The sequence below is a fragment of the Nitrosopumilaceae archaeon genome (assembly GCA_035631875.1).
Taxonomy (GTDB): domain Archaea; phylum Thermoproteota; class Nitrososphaeria; order Nitrososphaerales; family Nitrosopumilaceae; genus TA-20.
In genome coordinates this window covers 96,651-112,757 of sequence record DASQHX010000013.1, presented here as the reverse complement: position 1 = coordinate 112,757, position 16,107 = coordinate 96,651, and the positions used below count along the sequence as shown (strand labels likewise).

Sequence of the window (16,107 nt, the reverse complement as noted above, 5' to 3'; positions counted from 1 at the left end):
ACATGTTATGATTACAGGCTATGCTACACCCGAAGGTACTTTGAATTTTGCAAAAAGGAATCAGTCTGCTGCAAAGAACCATTTTAGACTATTCAGTGGACTGACTCTATCATCAATAGGTATTGGAACATATCTTGGAAATGTTGACAATATCACGGATAATCTAGTAAAGGAAGCTATCAAAAAATCAGTTCTTTCTGCAATAAACGTAATTGATACTGCAATAAATTATCGCTCTCAAAAAGCAGAAAGATCGGTAGGCAGAGCAGTATCAGAATTATTAGAAGAAGGCAAAGCCAAACGAGAAGAGTTGTTCATTAGCACAAAAAATGGCTATGTGACAAATGATGGTGATGTCAATGAAGAATTTTGGCAATACATTCACAACATACTAGTCAAACCAGGTGTAATCAAATCAAATGATATTTCTTCAGGGTATCATTGTATGACAATACCATATCTAGAGCAGCAACTTAATCAAAGTTTGAAGAATTTAGGACTTGGGTGTGTTGATCTGATTTATCTTCACAATGCAGCAGAAGGTCAACTACAAGACATTCCAAAAGAAGAATTTATGAAGAAATTAAAAAATGTTTTCGAATTTTATGAAAAGCAAAGAAAAAGTGGCACTATCAGATATTACGGCATGGCAACTTGGGATTGTTTCAGAGTACCAAATGAACATCCGCAACATATCCTACTTTCAGATGTAATTAGACTTGCAAAAGAGGTAGGAGGAAACGAACACGGTTTTAGATTTATTCAACTTCCTTACAACATGTATCTTGATCAAGCTTTAATTTTGAAAAATCAGATTGTAAATGATTCTAAAGCATCAATATTAGAAACAGCAATAAATTTAGGAATAGGAGTTTTTGCAAGCGTTCCTCTTATGCAAGCAAAACTTCTCAAACCAAATACAATACCAGAATTTGGAAATCTACAGAAACCATCACATCGTGCATTACAATTTGTAAGATCTACACCTGGAATAATAGCTCCACTTGTAGGACAGAAAACTGCAGATCATGTTAATGAGAATCTCGAATTAATTAAAATCGAACCATTATCAAATACAGAGTTTACAGATATGATCAAGAAGCTATCTTCATAATCATACAGCTAGGTTCACATCATGATTATCAACTGAAGTTTTAAATAGAAAAGATAATCGAGGTGACGTATGCCAGTAGACCCTGTTTGTGGAATTGAACTTGATGAGAGCCTGGCGTTAGTACACGAATACAAGGGAAAAAAGTATTATTTTTGTTGCCATGGATGTAAACGTATTTTTGTTAAAAAGCCAAACAAGTGGAAAAAAGACTAGATAGGAAAACTTCCACACATACGACAAAAGTGCGAACCTGTTGGGATGGCACCATTACATTCTGGACATCTGGGTTTTGATACTCCTAAAAAGGCAGGAGGGTCGTAATATTTGCGATATATCTCATAATAATAAAGAGATTCTTTTGTTCCTAATCTCACTTTCTCAGTTTCAAGATAAAGTAAAAGTTTGTCTTTAAACACAGAATCAGAAATATTATTACCAAAAAATGATGTCAGTCCTGCAGTTCCAGAACCGTCCTGCATAGCTGATTTTTCTCTCCAAACTATTTCCTTAGGAATTATTCCTTCGAAAGATTTTCTTAGAATCCACTTTCCAAATTTTTTACCATTTTCTTCACGTACTTTGAGATCTGCAGGTATTGACTTTGCATATTCAACAATAGAATCATTAAGAAATGGCATTTCAACGTCAACTCCAATAGATTCACCAATTACTTTAGTAGGAAAGTGCATTACCTGCCATATTCTTTCCAAATCCTTTTGCAGTTCTACAGGTGTCAGTTTTTGAAAGAAATGATAACCTGCAAAAAGTTCATCTGCTCCATCACCTGTAATTATACTAGAATAGCCTTTTTCCTTTACCATATTAATTGTCAAAAACATGACAATTGCATTACGAATTTCTATAGGATTAAAGACTTTGAGAATTTTTATTGTTTTATCTATAGCATATAACAATTGTTCTATTGATGCGGTTTGTACCTCTAATGGCAATCCAATTTGTTTTGCCACTAACTGCGAATATACCAAATCTGTAGAAATAAAGTCCTTGGATATAGTAGTAAATGTGTTAACTTTTTTATCATTTAGACAAAAAGCCAAAATTGAACTATCCAACCCTCCCGATAACGCAATGCTTTCTGATCTACAATTATTTACTACTGTAGAGAGCAGTTTGTGAAGATTTGAACAAATTTCTTGCAACATTTAAGATTTGAATTTCTCACTAAAATAAGGTATCTTGGCAAATAAGATTAGCTTTAAATATTTTACAGAAGCAATTTTGTTATGCTACTTCCGGCAGAAATTGAAACAAAAACACTGATACCTGCCATACGTGCCATACTTGCAAAAAAACTCATTGAAGAGCACAGCATACGTGAGGAAGAGGTGTCTAAGCTCCTTGGCGTAACACAAGCAGCAATAAGCAACTACGTGAGAGGAACTAGAGGAGATCCAATTCTCATAAACAAGCTACTTGAAGTAAAAGAAGTATCAGAGATGATAAATGATATTTGTAACAATCTTTCATCAAACATGGCATATACACCAGCAAGTCTTTCAAAATTCATTGGTCTTTGCAATTACATAAAATCTAGTTTGCTAATATGCGACATTCACCACAATTTGGAGACAAACATTGATGAAGCAATATGCAAAGAATGTGAAAATATGTTGTTAAAGGGACCTGGAACTTCGTTTTAGTTTGTTTTAGCAATTATTATTTTTATAGTAGAAATCAAGGTCATCCCGTATTTACCTGATCCATTTTCACTATCCACTGAAATGTCAACAATTTTGGAATTTCCTTTCATCATGTTTTCTGTTACAACATTAGCTACTGCAACTGCAGTAGGAATTGCATTACCTTTGGCTACCAGTGTGACTTGACCAGAATTTCCAAGATCCATTAATACGTCAAGTGCACATTCCATCACAGGCTCTTCTCTTATTACAAATACCTTTCCTTCGTTTGAAAAGGAAGGTTTGCCAATAAGTTGAGTTTCCTCTTCTTTTATTTCACTCAATAAGCTCAATCACATCACCAAAATTATGCATTTCATTTAAGTCTTATCGATAATTCATTCATTAGTTAAAAAGATCTATCGATATGTTCTGGAAATCCCCGTTTGGTAATACTCGCCTAATAGTAATTGGGATAACACGCCTTTCAAGTTCGGTATAAGCTAGATCAAGTGAAGTCGCAACTTCTTTTGGAATTGTTATGAATGGTGGTGCTCCAAGCGATAATTGTAAAGCTCTTGCGCCCAAAATTCTGGCTTTTTCAAAACGAGTTAATGTGGGCGGACCTATCATTATCTTGCCTTTGGTAGTAGTTTCATATTCTACAGGTGTATGAGTTGGGTCTATCTCAATTATCTCTCTCGCATCAATAATTTTTTGCAGTCTTTCTTGCTCTGCTAGTTCTTCTGGAGAAAGATCACCCTTTTTTGCTCTTTTTTCTTTCTTTGCTACTACCTTCTCTCCATCTTCCTCAGTAACCTCAGCCTCAACAGTCTCTACAACTTCTACTACTGGTTCTACTTCTTCTGGCTCTGCTGGAACTTCTTCAGTATCTGGAATAATCTCCTCAGGTTCATCGGACATTAATCAACTGTCTAAACAAACGTTATATAATTCATAATCCTCCTCTTGAAAAATGAGCACAGGATCAGTTTCAAAAATAGAGGCTATTTTGAAGATAAAAGGCAAATCAGAATTGAAATTTGAGTTAAAACGTCACTTGGCACCAAAAACAGTCGGTAATCTTACTAGATCTGTACCATTGGAAGGAAATGCACACATGATGGGAAACAGCTTTGCATATATGGAAACTCGGGTAAACACTGGTGGAGAAAAACTGCGAACCCAATTCAAAAAGGGTGATGTTGCTTTTATGGCTGCAAACGGATCCATCTGTTTTTTTGTAAATGATTTTGAATCTACAAAATCAATGACACTCATAGGGAAGGTAACATCAAACATTGATGCACTCAACGAAGTAAAACCCGGAGATGTATTTTTGATAACTCAGGCAGGCTGATAGATATGATGTCCGCTATGTCCACTTATTCTTTTAACTGATCCTTTTTGTAACAGATTCAGTAAAAAGGCGTTTGCAGTAGAAATCTTTACTCCTGTTTGTCTTGATACTTCTTGTACAGTGAAAACTTTGGCACTTTTAATGAAATTCATTGCTTGATTCTCATCAATTATTACAGAGATGTTAGTTTTTGACTTTTGATCTTTCTTCTCTCCTTTCTTTGGCCCTTCCTTCTTTGCAGCTTCAGCTGTTTGTGATTTTTCAGCTTGTGCCGGAGATTTTTTCTTTGCTCCACCCATGTGGATTTTTTTGTAAGGACCTATTTATAAACGAACAAAGCGTGCAGAAATCCTAAATATTTGCTAGTCTCGGTCTTGGTATGGGATTAGATGTAATTGAGGAAAAAAATCTTAACGATGTCATAGTGTATGCGCTTGATTATCCCAAGGTGGTTTTAGCTGAATCCAAAGGGTTTGCTACAGAAATAACAACTTTAGTAGACTTTGCATTTGGCCTGTATATTGGATACATCTCAGGAGTTTTCTTTGATGGATTTTTGACAAGAAACAAAAGATATCTAGAGTCTGAAGAATTATCAGATTTTCACGCCATTCTTGTTAAAAGGTCACCTGAAATTAGGCTTAAGATAAAAGCACATCTTCATTTAAAATAACTCAACCTTTTATTCCACAATTGGTAAAAATCCGCAGATGAAATTTTCACTAGTAGCAGAGACATTAAAATTCATGGAGGGTACAACAAAACGACTAGAATTAACAAAATATCTGGTTGATTTATTTAAGATCACTCCTCCAGAAATTATTTCACAGGTAGTTTATCTTTTGCAGGGCAAGTTAAGACCTGATCATGAAGGAATAGAAATGGGCATTGCTGAAAAAATCGCAATAAAAGCAATATCAAAATCTGCTGGCATACCAGCAAAAAAAATCCAGCAAGAATATAACAAGGTGGGAGATTTTGGTCAAGCTGCTTCAAAAATATTGGAGCAAAAAACACAAACAACATTTCTTACGCAAGACATTACGGTTGAAAGAGTTTATGATACATTGTACAAGATTGCAGAATTAAAAGGAGCACGTTCTCAGGATATGAAAATGAAATACATTTCTAGTCTCTTAAATGATGCAACCCCGATCGAAGCAGGGTTTATCCTTAAGATAATTACAAACTCTTTACGATTAGGTATTGCTGATTTTACTATTCTAGACGCTCTTGCAATTGCATTTACAGGAACAAAAGAAAACCGCGGGATGCTAGAACATGCATACAATGTATCAAGTGATTTGGGCAAGGTAGCAGCAGCTGTTGCAAAAGATGGAATAGATGCGATAAAAAATTTCAAAGTTGCTGTATTTAGTCCTGTGAGGCCAATGCTTGCAGAAAGGGTCAAGAGTCCACAAGAGGCACATGAGAAAATGGGCGATGAATTTGCTGCAGAATACAAACTAGATGGGGAACGTGTACAAGTACATCTCCAAGGTGAAAAAATAATTCTTTATTCTCGAAGTCTTGAAAACATTACAAACTATTATCCTGATATTGTTGAAAAAATTGGTAGTGCAATTAAGGCAAATGAAGTGATCTTAGAGGCCGAAGCTGTTGCAATCAATGAAGATTCTGGAGAATTTCTTGCATTTCAGGAACTTATGCACCGCAGACGAAAATACGGGGTAGCAAAAGCAGTATCACAGTATCCTATTACTGTGAATTTTTTTGACATCATGTTTGTAGACGGTAAAAGCTGTCTTGATATACAATATAAAGAGCGACGAAAAATACTAGAGAAACTAGTAAAAGAAGACACCTTTGCAAAACTCGTACCTATGACAATTGTAAAAAACGATAACGATGTGGAAGATTTCCTAGAAAACGCAATTAATGTTGGGTGTGAAGGACTGATGTTAAAACAACTCGATGGCACTTACAAAGCTGGTGCCAGAGGAAGTAACTGGCTCAAGCTCAAACGCGAATATAGAAATGAGTTAGGCGACAGTTTGGATCTTGTTGTCATTGGAGCATTTTATGGAAGAGGTAGGAGGACCGGTAAATATGGAGCATTGTTGCTTGCAACTTATAACAATGAAACTGATACGTTTTCCAGCATATGTAAAGTAGGAACTGGATTTACTGACGAAAGTTTAGATCAGTTTTATCAGATTCTTTCTGACAAGATAACTATAAAGAAAAATCTGAGAATTGAAAGCGGCCTTGAAGCAGATGTTTGGTTTGAGCCCGAAGTTGTAATTGAAGTGGTAGCTTCAGAAATCACACTTAGTCCGATACACAAAACAGCAATGGATGCAATTAGAAAGGGAAGTGGTCTGGCACTTCGTTTTCCAAAGTTCACTGGAAGGATACGATTAGAGAAAACTCCTGAAAATGCCACAACTGATCAAGAGATAATTTCATTGTATAATGGACAAAAAAGAGTGGTTCAGGAAGAGAAGCAAAACTACCTTTAACATTAGGAATCTACGTAACGATTATTAGCTGCTACCATCACAAACAACGTCTGGATGTATAGTGGGGAATTAGAGGTTCAAGCGAAGCGAAAGGCGCTTGCCGTTTTGCAAGATGAAATAAACCGAATCTTAAATGCAGTAAGAGATCTTGCCACATTACCAGGACTCATAATAAAACCAGACAAGGCAGAAATCAAGCAAGTCCTTGAAAGAATAAAAAATACAGAAGACGAGGTGGAATCGTTACGTCGAAAGATAACAAGGGAGATTGCAGACGTTGGTGGTCTTATGATGAACAGAGAGAATCTTTTACACACAGCTTATGTCACAGATGAAATTGCTGGATTTATCACAGGAATTGCTTTCAAACTATCAAACATCAAAGCTGTCACTCTAAAAAAAGAAAAACTTGACAAAGACATTTCGGATTTAATTGCGCTTGCTGTAGACCAAATATACAAGCTAAATGAAATTGTGCGGGCATTAAGTGGAAATTCCATAGTGGCAATTGATCTTGCTCATGAATCACAAAAAATAGAACGAAGTGTTGATGAAAAATACCGTGAACTTACCATCAAAGTTTTAGACGAAATTGCAAATACAAGAGAGTTGTTATTACTCAAAGATGTTGTCGAGGCAATTGAAGAGATGTCTGACAAATGTCTTGAAGTTTCTGATTCTTGCATTGTGTTAGCTTTGAGTTTGTAGATTAAAAGACAAATCAAGTAGAATCATTTTCAATTTAAATTTTTATCATTTTATAACGTTCGTTAGAGATTTTTAAAAAAGAAAAAAGGATTAGTTGTTTCTAATATCCACTGGAAGGCCACACTGGCTTGCCATTGAACATTATTTTATGAAGACCGCTTTCATCAATTTGTACTACACTGCTAGGCAATGGCACATACAATAGCTTTGTTGATCTTTGTTGTCCGTCTGTTACAAACCAGTACAACATGTGAACTAGATCACTTGCTTTTTGTGCATCCATTCCCTTTATCTTGTCAATGTTTTCATTGACCAATAGATACGTGTAGGTTGCAATTGGATATGCGTTAGCTCCTGGCGCATTGTTTATAGATACATGGCTCCAGTCACCATCAGATTGTGGCATTGATGTCACAGCTCCTTGGCCTGCAGCTAATGTAGTATCCACAGTAGCATCCAAAAATGCAGTCTTGTCATGGTTTTGTATGTATGCATATGTCATAGGTATGTTGGATCCAGCAAACTTGTTTGTTTTTGCATATGCCAGTTCTACATAACCCATAGACCAAGGCACTTTCTTTACAATTGCTGCTACTCCTGCATTTCCTGAACCACCTACTCCTGTAATCCATGGTACTGATTTGCCTTGTCCAATTCTTCCTTTGAACGCCGGACTTACTTTAGAAAGATAGTCCGTAAAAGCAAATGTTGTACCTGAACCATCAGAACGATGTACAAGAACAATTTTGTTTGCAGAAAGTGTAACACCTGGGTTTAGCTTTGCAATTGCAGGGTTGTTCCATGTTGATATCTTTCCCAAAAATATATCAGCTATGACCGGACCTGTTAGCTTTAATCCAGTTTTTTGGAATTCTGGAAGATTATAGGTCATTACAATTGCACCCATTGTCTCAGGAATGTGTAGTGTGTTTGGTGCTTTTACTGCTTCACTTGGTTGCAATGGTGCATCAGATGCGCCAAAATCAACCACCTTTTTAGTGTAGAGATTTACGCCAGCTCCACTTCCAACTGCTTGATAGTTTAGATTAATTCCAGGATATTGAGCATTGTAGTCAACTCTCCACTTATCAATTAGCGGAAATGGAAAAGTTGCACCTGCTGCTTTTATCGTGTACTTGTCACTATCAAGTGGTGCAGGTGGTACGGTGTCTGCATGTGCACTAAGTGATGTTGTCGGTACTATTAGGATAAGCATTAATGCTACACCTAAAATGATTTTTTTCGTCATTGAGCTTATGAGACGATGTTAGTTATTTACATATGACTTCCATAGATTACGTAAACAGCTATAACACATCACATCTATATAGAAATCAAAATTACATTTAGATAGAAAAAATTCTCTATAAAAATTTTGATTAATGAAAAAATATGAAAATGATCGATAAAATCAAAAAGTAACAAGATGATCAAACATATTTTAGAAAAAATCATTTGCATATAGAATTTTTATTATTGAATATTATTTGAAAATTGTAACTAAAAAATGAAAAAGTTGTTTGTTCTAGTATTTTGGTACGAATCTTAGTCCAGTCTTTGCAGAAACAGCGATTATAGATATAATTGCAATTGCAAGTACTAGAGCTGTTATTGTACCAAATTCTGGAACAGGTCCACCATTGTATTGTATTTGTGAAATTCCTTGTTCGTCTAATTTTACCACTGCGTCTGGCAATGGTACATAAAGCAATGATGATGAAAATTGTTGTCCGTCATGAATTGCCCAATTGAGAAAGTCAACTATTGCTTTTGCTTTGTCCTGGGTCATTCCCTTTATTTGTGATAAATCCTTGTATACCAAAAGATAAGTAAATGATGAAATAGGATACGAGTTATTTCCTGGTTCGTTAACTATAGATATTTTGCTCCAATCACCATCTGCAGAAGGTAGATTTGTTGCCGCAGATGCTGCATCAGCTGCTATAGTGTCAAGAGTTGGTTCTACAAATGCCGTTCCATCTGCATTTTGAACAAATGCATATGTCATGTTATTTTGCATCACATAAGCTAGTTCTACATACCCAATGCTATACGGAGTACTCTTAACTATTCCTGCAACTCCTGCATTTCCTGAGCCTCCAACTCCTAATGGCCATGGAACACTCTTTCCTTGTCCAATTTTGGTTTGCCAATCAGGACTAACTTTAGAAAGATAGCTTGTAAATACAAAAGTTGTACCAGACCCATCAGAACGATGGGCTACAACAATTTGTTGATTTGGTAAGGTTAGATCTGGGTTTAATGTTGATATCATTTTGTCATTCCAGTGAGTTATGTTACCGCTAAAAATATTCGCAATAACAGGACCAGTTAATTTTAGACCTTTAGCAATTCCTGGAATGTCATATGTGATAGTGACTGCGCCAATCGTTTCTGGAATATGTAATGTTCCAGGTGCTGCAGAAGATTCAGATGGTTGTAATGGTGCATCAGATGCAGCAAAATCAACTGCTTTGGTTGTATGTAGTTTAATTCCTGCACCACTACCAATTGATTGATAATTTAATGTGACGTCTGGATGAATCTTGTTATATTCAACTCTCCACTTATCAATTAGAGGAAACGGGAATGTTGCACCTGCTGCATTTAGACTCAATGCAGATTGTGCTATTATGTTAAGGGATGTTGCCGGTATGACTAAGATAAGCATTAAAACCACACCTAAAATAATTTTTTTTATCACTAATTTTATGAGATACCTCATGTTATTTAATTTAAACTCCATAGATTACATAGTAATCCAGAATTATAGTAATCTATATAGTTAGGATTGGCAGAAACGAATAATTTTTCTATATCGTTTGAAAATTTAACTAGTGAGTTTTACGCTTTCCTGTCACGATATAAGTGACAGATTCACCTATGAAAGCAGCATGATCAGCTATTCTTTCTAGATATCTAAGAACAAGCGCATCAGCAAGGGCACATTTTGTATTCTTTGAGTTAATCAGTGTTGGAAGGTGTTTGTTATAGTATTTATCAACAAGATCTTCATCTGTTAAAAGCTGCTTTACTGTGTCTAAATCAAGTCTAGCAAAACTTTGTACTGCTAGATTAATCATATGTTTTATTTCACCAGAAAGTGTGTATATTACTTCATTTTTACATTCTGAAAGATCTCCAAACGTATCCCTCACTACAGTAATATCATATGCATATCTTCCAAATCGAGTAAATCCATATGAAATTTCAATTGATGATCTAATCAATCTAAAATCGCTTGCTACTGGTTGATACCTTAAGATCATATCAAATGTCAAATCTCCCACTTGATCATACAAATTCAATATTTGGTTAGAAATTTCGTGAACCTCGTTTCGTGCATTTTGCCCACCAAGATATGAATCGATGGCCAAGTTTATGCTTTTGATAGATAAATCACACATTTGTTGCATCAATTCAGACAAGTGCGTAAGATGCGGATCTATAAGACGCGTCATTATTTATCCAAACTGGCCTTGTACATATCTTGCCGTAGTTTCATTCCTAGGGTTCTCAAATATTTGTTTTGTTTCCCCAAATTCTATCAAATCCCCTAGATACATAAAGCCAGTATAATCTGAAACCCTAGTTGCCTGTTGCATATTATGTGTCACTATAATTATGGTATATTCTTTTTTTAATTCGTTTATCATTTCTTCAATTTTTTGAGTCGCTATTGGATCAAGTGCTGAAGCAGGCTCGTCCATTAAGAGTACTTCGGGCTGTATAGCAAGTGCTCTTGCAATACAGAGACGCTGTTGTTGACCGCCTGAAAGACTCATTCCTGGTTTTTTCAAGTCGCTTTTCACTTCATCCCACAAGTAGACCATTTTAAGGCACCCTTCAACTATATCATCAATCACGGATTTATTTCTAAGACCGTTTAATTTCAAACCAGCTGCAACGTTATCATAAATTGACATTGTGGGGAAAGGATTTGGTTTTTGAAAAACCATGCCAATCTTTCTTCTATTAATAATTGGATCCTGTTTGTTAGTATAGAGATCCTCGCCATCAAGTAAAACTCTGCCTTCAATTTTGGCATTTTTTGTTAATTCATGCATTCTGTTCAAACATCTTAAGAATGTCGTTTTACCACATCCAGACGGACCAATCAAAGCTGTGACTGCTTTGTCTCGGAATTTCATCGTGATATTTTTTACTGCTACAACACCATCGTAGCTTGCAACAATATTTTCTGCTATGAGTTTGTATTTTGGATTTTCTGTAGTAATAATTTTAGTTGGTAATTTTTCTATTGTTTCCATTATAGAGCACCTCCTAGCATCCTAAGTTTGAGTCCTCTTCCTTTCTTTCTCAACACGATATATCGAACTCCGATATTTATTGAAAGTACCATTAATATTAAAACTAATGCTGCTCCCCAACCTTGTGCCACTGCGTTATCATATGGAAGTGATGAAAGTCTCCAAATTCTAAGTGGCAGTGCATCAATTGGACCGTCAAAACCAGCCATAAACTGACTACTACCAAGAATTGTAAAAATCAAAGGTGCTGTTTCACCTGCAATTCTTGCAACAGCAAGTAAAATTCCTGTCACCAAGCCATTTTTTGCTTGAGAAAGAATTATTTTTGTAATTACAGCCCATCTTTTTATCCCAAGTGCAAATGCTGCTTCCCTGTATGTAATTGGAACTAGTTTAAGTGATTCCTCAGTGGTTCTTGTAATAATAGGCAGCATTATAATTGAAAGTGCAAAAGTGCCAGCCCAAACTGAAAAATTTCCTAGAGTAAGAACGATCATAACAAATGCAAAGATGCCAATTACAATAGTTGGAAATTCTGCCAATACATCATTAAAGAATCGAATTGTTCTTCCATATCTGTTGTCACCATATTCTGAAAGGAAAATTCCTCCCATTACTCCTACCGGAACACCAATCAGACTAGACATGCCAATTAATACAATAGTTCCTTGAATTGCGGGTCCTATTCCACCAGCGTCTGCACTTCCTACAGCTCCTGGGATCTGTGTAAGAAATTCTATACTTAGAGCAGCAGAGCCATTTGTGAAAACTTCAATCAAAATACTTCCTAGCGGTACAATAGCTAAAACAACACAACCAAAAACAACTCCTTTTACAATCTTGTCTATTACTAATCTTCTACCTACGTTATATCTGAAATGTTTTCTAAATTCTGCCCTTTGTTCAACTGTAATCATGCCTGCACAGCTCCTTCATGTGATTTTATTACTCGGGCAACAAGAAGATGTGCCACCATATTAATCCCAAGTGCTACGATAAATAGAATCAGTCCTATTCCAATTAAAGCAGACATGTGTAATCCTGCTTGTGACGCTTCAGCAAATTCATTTGCCATTATACTTGACATTGTTTGTCCTGGCTGGAAAAGTGAAGTTGGAAACGCTGCTGCACCAGTAGAATTTCCTATTAGCATTGTAACAGCCATTGTTTCACCAACTGCTCTACCAAGACCAAGTATGGCAGCACCAATAAGACCAGATTTAGAATATGGTATAACAGCTAATCTGAATACTTCCCATTTTGTAGCACCAAGCATGTAAGCAGCTTCACGTTGACTGTTTGGAACTGCAAGCATTATTTCTCTTGAAATCGTAGAAATTGTAGGAATTATCATAATAGCTAGAACTACACTTGCTGTGAAAATATCCAAACCAAAAGGGGCCCCTGAGAAAACTACAGAGTTATCTCCAAATAAATTATGAAGTGGAGTCTCAACCCAGTCTTTCAGATATAATCTAAAAACAAAAAGCCCCCACAAGCCGTATATCACACTTGGAACTGCAGCAAGTAATTCTATTATTAATGAAAGTGGAGTCCGCATAATTTTAGGAGCAAGTTCTGACAAAAACATTGCAATGCCTATGCTTATGGGCACTCCGATCGCCATTGCTATTCCAGCAGTAACAAATGTACCAAGTATGTATGGAGCAGCACCATAACTTTCTCTTCCTTCTTCAGAGTTCCAATCAGAGCCTGTCAGAAAGCCAAGACCTTCTTTTTGCCATACTGGAGCAGATCCTGATACCAGATTAACTACAATCAATAGAATGATTGCCAGTACATATGTAGCAGCCATAGCAGCGCCTATTTTGAAAAATTTATCTACAAAACGTGAACCAGATTTTAATGGAATTCTCATCATAGATACAATTTTTGCATCTAGAGACAAATATCAGACGTTCGACCATAATCTCTTAGTTTTCATAGTTGAATATAGATCTATATAGAATACCATAGAACATTGTCAGAAGTTCTTTAATCTATATGATTACAGTTTAAGACACTTGGCAGAATTATTGGATGAAAAAGAAGTAAGAAAGCTACAGTTGGTAGGAGGTTCAACCTATGTATTATCATTACCAAAAAGATGGGTTGATGACATGCATTTGAAGACAGGAGACCCTGTTTCAATAGTCAGAACTGCAAATAATTCATTATCATTGTTACCCTCAAGAAATTCACAATCCACACAGACAATGAAATCAAATACGACAATCGCTCAGAAAGACTCTGTAGAATCCATCAAGAGAAAAGTCATTGCGATGTATCTTGCAGGATACCAGTTAATCGAGATAAAAAGCAAGGGGGGAAGAATTCAGCTCAATCAAAAACAAGCCATACGAGATTTGGTAAGAACAAATATGATTGGAACTGAGATAGTAGAATCAACACCAGAATCCATAACTATCCAGATTTTAACTAGCTTACCTGAGCTTTCAATCGCTGATGCATTAAAGCGAATGTTCTTGCTCACATCTACTATGCACAGACAAGCCATTGACGCATTAAAGGAGATGGATTCTGAGCTTGGTGAAGAAATAATTCATTCAGATGATGAAGTTGATCGTTTTAGTTTATACATATTAAGAAACCTTACACTTGCAGTTCAACATGAACGAATTTTACGTGACATAGGACTGCAAAAGCCATCTGATTGCATCAGTTATAGAATCGTAGTTAAATCTGTTGAAAGAATTGCAGATCATGCTGTTTCAATAGCAAGCAGGGTGAAATTTCTTAAATCTACATTAGAACCATCATTGTTACAAAAGATTACAAAATTAAGTGAGGAGTCATTAAAAGTGTTTGAAGATTCCATTACAGCATTAAATAAACGTGATTATCTTCTTGCAGACTCTGTTGCTACAAACGCATGCAGAATAGCAGAAAAAGAAAAAGAATTTACTGATAGTTTAGAGGAATCAAAAAAATATTCAAGCGTCATAAAATTTGTTTTGGAAGACATTCGCAGAACTGCTGAATATTCAAGTGATATTGCAGAAGCAGTAATAAATGAGACCGTTCAGGATGTAATTTCTGAAAACAATGTTAAAGATTAACTAAAAATGCTATATGATTTGTAAAATTTTCAGTTCAATCTACTATTTGGTTGTTTGATTCAATAGGCGAATTTATTATTTTAACGACTTTTGATGCAAGTAATAACGGATTTTCTCCAGGTTCACTTAGCACAATTATGGCATAATCATTTAATAAAAATGTGAAAAATGAGATCTTTTCTCTTGTTGAATAAGTATATTTCATTGCTCCAAATTCATCATCAAAATCTCGGATCATGGATAACTGTAAAGCACTTTCCATGAACAACATCTCTCTTTTTTGATCTGTAAGATCTTTTATTACCCTATCATCACGCATTTTATTTTCTATGACTCTACCTTTTTGGTCTATAATGGCTACAAGATTGATTCTTTCACTATTATTTAGAATCAAGTCACATAATCTATCTAACTGCGTATTTCGCTCAAGGGTAAGGAGGGCCGTCACAAGAGTACATGGTATCAAGAGGATGATAAGTTTGGAGCGTATAGAGTGTGAGCCACTATTGAGATTATGTAGACCTATGAAACATGGTTTGAAATATTAGAACGTCATAATTACAAAGTGGTATGACAGAGTTCCAAATTTTAACAAAGAAAATATTCATAAAAAATTTCCATAAAATTGTTGAAAAAAGTATCAATAAATTAGATGAGTATATGGATGATCCAAGTGAGGAAAATATTCACGACATCAGAATTACGATAAGAAGGCTGCAGGCTGCTTACAAAATACTACCAAAAAAGATTCGAAAACAACCAAATTTTCAAAATTACATAGATAAGTCAAATCTGCTCTTTAAGATAAACACAGAAATCAGAGATTTTGATATCATAACTATCAAGTTAGATCAACAATATTTTGCCAATCCATCTTCTTCTAAACTAATATCATCATTAATAATTAAACGAAAATCAAAGATTAGAGATGCGCATTTCGTTGCAACAAAACTAAGATCATTTTCAATGCCTAAAATCACTGAAAAACAGTTATCTGAATCAAAATTAAAAAACAGATTTCATAAGACTGTAAACAAATTAAATTCTAGAATAAAACAGAATATTCCTATTGTGATAATTGACGATAAAAAAATTGATGAACTTCATAAAATGAGGAAAGATTTTAAGAAGTTACGTTACACCATAGAATTATCTCTTAGTAACAAGAAAATACCATTACATATTGAAAACTTGAAAAAGATACAGGACAGATTAGGAGAAATTCATGATAGTGACATTATATTAGATTACCTCAAGAATCAAAAATTAACAAACGAAATTACAGACATGATTAAACAAGAGAGTTTGGAAAGAAATCTAAAATATAAGTTATTTGTAAAAACATTTTCAGAGCAAAGAATTGGTTTTGAAAAGTTAATTTGTAAGATTTAATTTATTTTCATAGTATTACATCACTTTTGGAATTACAAAAATCATGAGTAAGTTCTTCT

At 35.1% G+C, this 16,107-nt stretch carries 20 protein-coding genes; 9 read left to right on the top strand and 11 right to left on the bottom strand.

Features of this window, described 5'->3' with window-relative positions:
* Positions 1 to 7: 7 nt before the first annotated feature.
* Together VEU72_09850 and VEU72_09845 are read left to right on the top strand one after the other, a co-directional pair.
* Positions 8 to 1,114, top strand: a complete 1,107-nt coding sequence (locus tag VEU72_09850; protein HYL67435.1) for an aldo/keto reductase — start codon at positions 8 to 10, stop codon at positions 1,112 to 1,114.
* A 69-nt stretch (positions 1,115 to 1,183) separates the two neighbouring features.
* Positions 1,184 to 1,327, top strand: coding sequence for a YHS domain-containing protein (locus VEU72_09845; GenBank protein ID HYL67434.1), 144 nt, complete (start codon positions 1,184 to 1,186; stop codon positions 1,325 to 1,327).
* On the opposite strand, the gene VEU72_09840 is transcribed toward VEU72_09845, so the two are convergent.
* Positions 1,324 to 2,277 (bottom strand): asparagine synthase-related protein, encoded by a 954-nt coding sequence (locus VEU72_09840; GenBank protein HYL67433.1) that lies wholly within the window; start codon positions 2,275 to 2,277, stop codon positions 1,324 to 1,326. The two genes, VEU72_09845 and VEU72_09840, sit on opposite strands and share 4 nt — an antisense overlap.
* Before the next feature lie 81 nt (positions 2,278 to 2,358).
* On the opposite strand from VEU72_09840, the gene VEU72_09835 reads away from it, so the two are divergent.
* Positions 2,359 to 2,775, top strand: a complete 417-nt coding sequence (locus VEU72_09835) for a transcriptional regulator (GenBank protein HYL67432.1) — start codon at positions 2,359 to 2,361, stop codon at positions 2,773 to 2,775.
* Here the strand turns inward: VEU72_09835 and VEU72_09830 are convergent.
* Positions 2,772 to 3,098, bottom strand: coding sequence for a DNA-binding protein (locus VEU72_09830; protein HYL67431.1), 327 nt, complete (start codon positions 3,096 to 3,098; stop codon positions 2,772 to 2,774). The two genes, VEU72_09835 and VEU72_09830, sit on opposite strands and share 4 nt — an antisense overlap.
* Positions 3,099 to 3,159: 61 nt before the next feature.
* Complete coding sequence (locus VEU72_09825) at positions 3,160 to 3,678, bottom strand: DNA-directed RNA polymerase subunit K (protein HYL67430.1); 519 nt, start codon at positions 3,676 to 3,678, stop codon at positions 3,160 to 3,162.
* 52 nt (positions 3,679 to 3,730) lie between these two features.
* On the opposite strand from VEU72_09825, the gene VEU72_09820 reads away from it, so the two are divergent.
* The gene (locus VEU72_09820; protein HYL67429.1) at positions 3,731 to 4,114 is read left to right on the top strand and encodes a cyclophilin-like fold protein; all 384 of its coding nucleotides are present in this window, start codon (positions 3,731 to 3,733) and stop codon (positions 4,112 to 4,114) included.
* Here the strand turns inward: VEU72_09820 and VEU72_09815 are convergent.
* Positions 4,102 to 4,413: a MarR family transcriptional regulator gene (locus VEU72_09815; protein HYL67428.1), complete on the bottom strand. Its 312-nt coding sequence runs from the start codon at positions 4,411 to 4,413 to the stop codon at positions 4,102 to 4,104. The genes VEU72_09820 and VEU72_09815 overlap by 13 nt on opposite strands.
* Positions 4,414 to 4,493: 80 nt before the next feature.
* On the opposite strand from VEU72_09815, the gene VEU72_09810 reads away from it, so the two are divergent.
* Genes VEU72_09810 through VEU72_09800 form a run of 3 tightly spaced genes read left to right on the top strand, consistent with a single transcriptional unit; the run spans position 4,494 to position 7,305 of the window.
* Positions 4,494 to 4,787: a hypothetical protein gene (locus VEU72_09810; GenBank protein ID HYL67427.1), complete on the top strand. Its 294-nt coding sequence runs from the start codon at positions 4,494 to 4,496 to the stop codon at positions 4,785 to 4,787.
* A 37-nt stretch (positions 4,788 to 4,824) separates the two neighbouring features.
* Positions 4,825 to 6,597, top strand: a complete 1,773-nt coding sequence (locus tag VEU72_09805; protein ID HYL67426.1) for an ATP-dependent DNA ligase — start codon at positions 4,825 to 4,827, stop codon at positions 6,595 to 6,597.
* Between the two features lie 54 nt (positions 6,598 to 6,651).
* Positions 6,652 to 7,305: a DUF47 family protein gene (locus VEU72_09800; GenBank protein ID HYL67425.1), complete on the top strand. Its 654-nt coding sequence runs from the start codon at positions 6,652 to 6,654 to the stop codon at positions 7,303 to 7,305.
* A gap of 100 nt (positions 7,306 to 7,405) precedes the next feature.
* On the opposite strand, the gene pstS (VEU72_09795) is transcribed toward VEU72_09800, so the two are convergent.
* The 6 genes from pstS (VEU72_09795) to pstC all read right to left on the bottom strand — a co-directional run bounded on the left by pstS (VEU72_09795) (position 7,406) and on the right by pstC (position 13,485).
* Positions 7,406 to 8,521, bottom strand: coding sequence for a phosphate ABC transporter substrate-binding protein PstS (pstS, locus tag VEU72_09795; protein HYL67424.1), 1,116 nt, complete (start codon positions 8,519 to 8,521; stop codon positions 7,406 to 7,408).
* Positions 8,522 to 8,830: 309 nt separating this feature from the next.
* On the bottom strand, positions 8,831 to 9,976 hold the full coding sequence (gene pstS / locus VEU72_09790; GenBank protein ID HYL67423.1) for a phosphate ABC transporter substrate-binding protein PstS: 1,146 nt from the start codon (positions 9,974 to 9,976) through the stop codon (positions 8,831 to 8,833).
* A 163-nt stretch (positions 9,977 to 10,139) separates the two neighbouring features.
* Complete coding sequence (locus tag VEU72_09785; protein HYL67422.1) at positions 10,140 to 10,766, bottom strand: phosphate uptake regulator PhoU; 627 nt, start codon at positions 10,764 to 10,766, stop codon at positions 10,140 to 10,142.
* A 3-nt stretch (positions 10,767 to 10,769) separates the two neighbouring features.
* A complete protein-coding gene (gene pstB / locus VEU72_09780) occupies positions 10,770 to 11,576 on the bottom strand; it encodes a phosphate ABC transporter ATP-binding protein PstB (GenBank protein HYL67421.1) in 807 nt (268 codons plus the stop codon).
* A complete protein-coding gene (gene pstA, locus VEU72_09775; GenBank protein ID HYL67420.1) occupies positions 11,576 to 12,493 on the bottom strand; it encodes a phosphate ABC transporter permease PstA in 918 nt (305 codons plus the stop codon). The genes pstB and pstA overlap by 1 nt, the downstream gene beginning before the upstream one ends.
* Entirely contained in the window at positions 12,490 to 13,485 is a 996-nt protein-coding gene (gene pstC / locus VEU72_09770) for a phosphate ABC transporter permease subunit PstC (GenBank protein ID HYL67419.1), read from the bottom strand. Before pstC ends, pstA begins: the two co-directional genes overlap by 4 nt.
* 115 nt (positions 13,486 to 13,600) lie before the next feature.
* Between pstC and VEU72_09765 the strand changes: the two genes are divergently transcribed.
* Positions 13,601 to 14,656: a phosphate uptake regulator PhoU gene (locus tag VEU72_09765; GenBank protein HYL67418.1), complete on the top strand. Its 1,056-nt coding sequence runs from the start codon at positions 13,601 to 13,603 to the stop codon at positions 14,654 to 14,656.
* A gap of 34 nt (positions 14,657 to 14,690) precedes the next feature.
* Here the strand turns inward: VEU72_09765 and VEU72_09760 are convergent, their stop codons facing one another.
* Positions 14,691 to 15,050: a hypothetical protein gene (locus tag VEU72_09760; GenBank protein HYL67417.1), complete on the bottom strand. Its 360-nt coding sequence runs from the start codon at positions 15,048 to 15,050 to the stop codon at positions 14,691 to 14,693.
* 176 nt (positions 15,051 to 15,226) lie between these two features.
* On the opposite strand from VEU72_09760, the gene VEU72_09755 reads away from it, so the two are divergent.
* On the top strand, positions 15,227 to 16,048 hold the full coding sequence (locus tag VEU72_09755) for a CHAD domain-containing protein (GenBank protein ID HYL67416.1): 822 nt from the start codon (positions 15,227 to 15,229) through the stop codon (positions 16,046 to 16,048).
* Positions 16,049 to 16,107: the final 59 nt, after the last annotated feature.

Coding starts and splice junctions, on each gene's coding strand:
- pstS (HYL67424.1), bottom strand. CDS start 8,521: ATGCTTATCCTAATAGTACCGACAACATCACTTAGTGCACATGCAGAC.
- VEU72_09815 (HYL67428.1), bottom strand. CDS start 4,413: ATGGGTGGAGCAAAGAAAAAATCTCCGGCACAAGCTGAAAAATCACAA.
- VEU72_09800 (HYL67425.1), top strand. CDS start 6,652: ATGTATAGTGGGGAATTAGAGGTTCAAGCGAAGCGAAAGGCGCTTGCC.
- VEU72_09840 (HYL67433.1), bottom strand. CDS start 2,277: ATGTTGCAAGAAATTTGTTCAAATCTTCACAAACTGCTCTCTACAGTA.
- VEU72_09810 (HYL67427.1), top strand. CDS start 4,494: ATGGGATTAGATGTAATTGAGGAAAAAAATCTTAACGATGTCATAGTG.
- VEU72_09805 (HYL67426.1), top strand. CDS start 4,825: ATGAAATTTTCACTAGTAGCAGAGACATTAAAATTCATGGAGGGTACA.
- VEU72_09820 (HYL67429.1), top strand. CDS start 3,731: ATGAGCACAGGATCAGTTTCAAAAATAGAGGCTATTTTGAAGATAAAA.
- pstB (HYL67421.1), bottom strand. CDS start 11,576: ATGGAAACAATAGAAAAATTACCAACTAAAATTATTACTACAGAAAAT.
- VEU72_09755 (HYL67416.1), top strand. CDS start 15,227: ATGACAGAGTTCCAAATTTTAACAAAGAAAATATTCATAAAAAATTTC.
- pstA (HYL67420.1), bottom strand. CDS start 12,493: ATGATTACAGTTGAACAAAGGGCAGAATTTAGAAAACATTTCAGATAT.
- VEU72_09835 (HYL67432.1), top strand. CDS start 2,359: ATGCTACTTCCGGCAGAAATTGAAACAAAAACACTGATACCTGCCATA.
- VEU72_09850 (HYL67435.1), top strand. CDS start 8: ATGATTACAGGCTATGCTACACCCGAAGGTACTTTGAATTTTGCAAAA.
- VEU72_09845 (HYL67434.1), top strand. CDS start 1,184: ATGCCAGTAGACCCTGTTTGTGGAATTGAACTTGATGAGAGCCTGGCG.
- VEU72_09785 (HYL67422.1), bottom strand. CDS start 10,766: ATGACGCGTCTTATAGATCCGCATCTTACGCACTTGTCTGAATTGATG.
- pstS (HYL67423.1), bottom strand. CDS start 9,976: ATGCTTATCTTAGTCATACCGGCAACATCCCTTAACATAATAGCACAA.
- VEU72_09825 (HYL67430.1), bottom strand. CDS start 3,678: ATGTCCGATGAACCTGAGGAGATTATTCCAGATACTGAAGAAGTTCCA.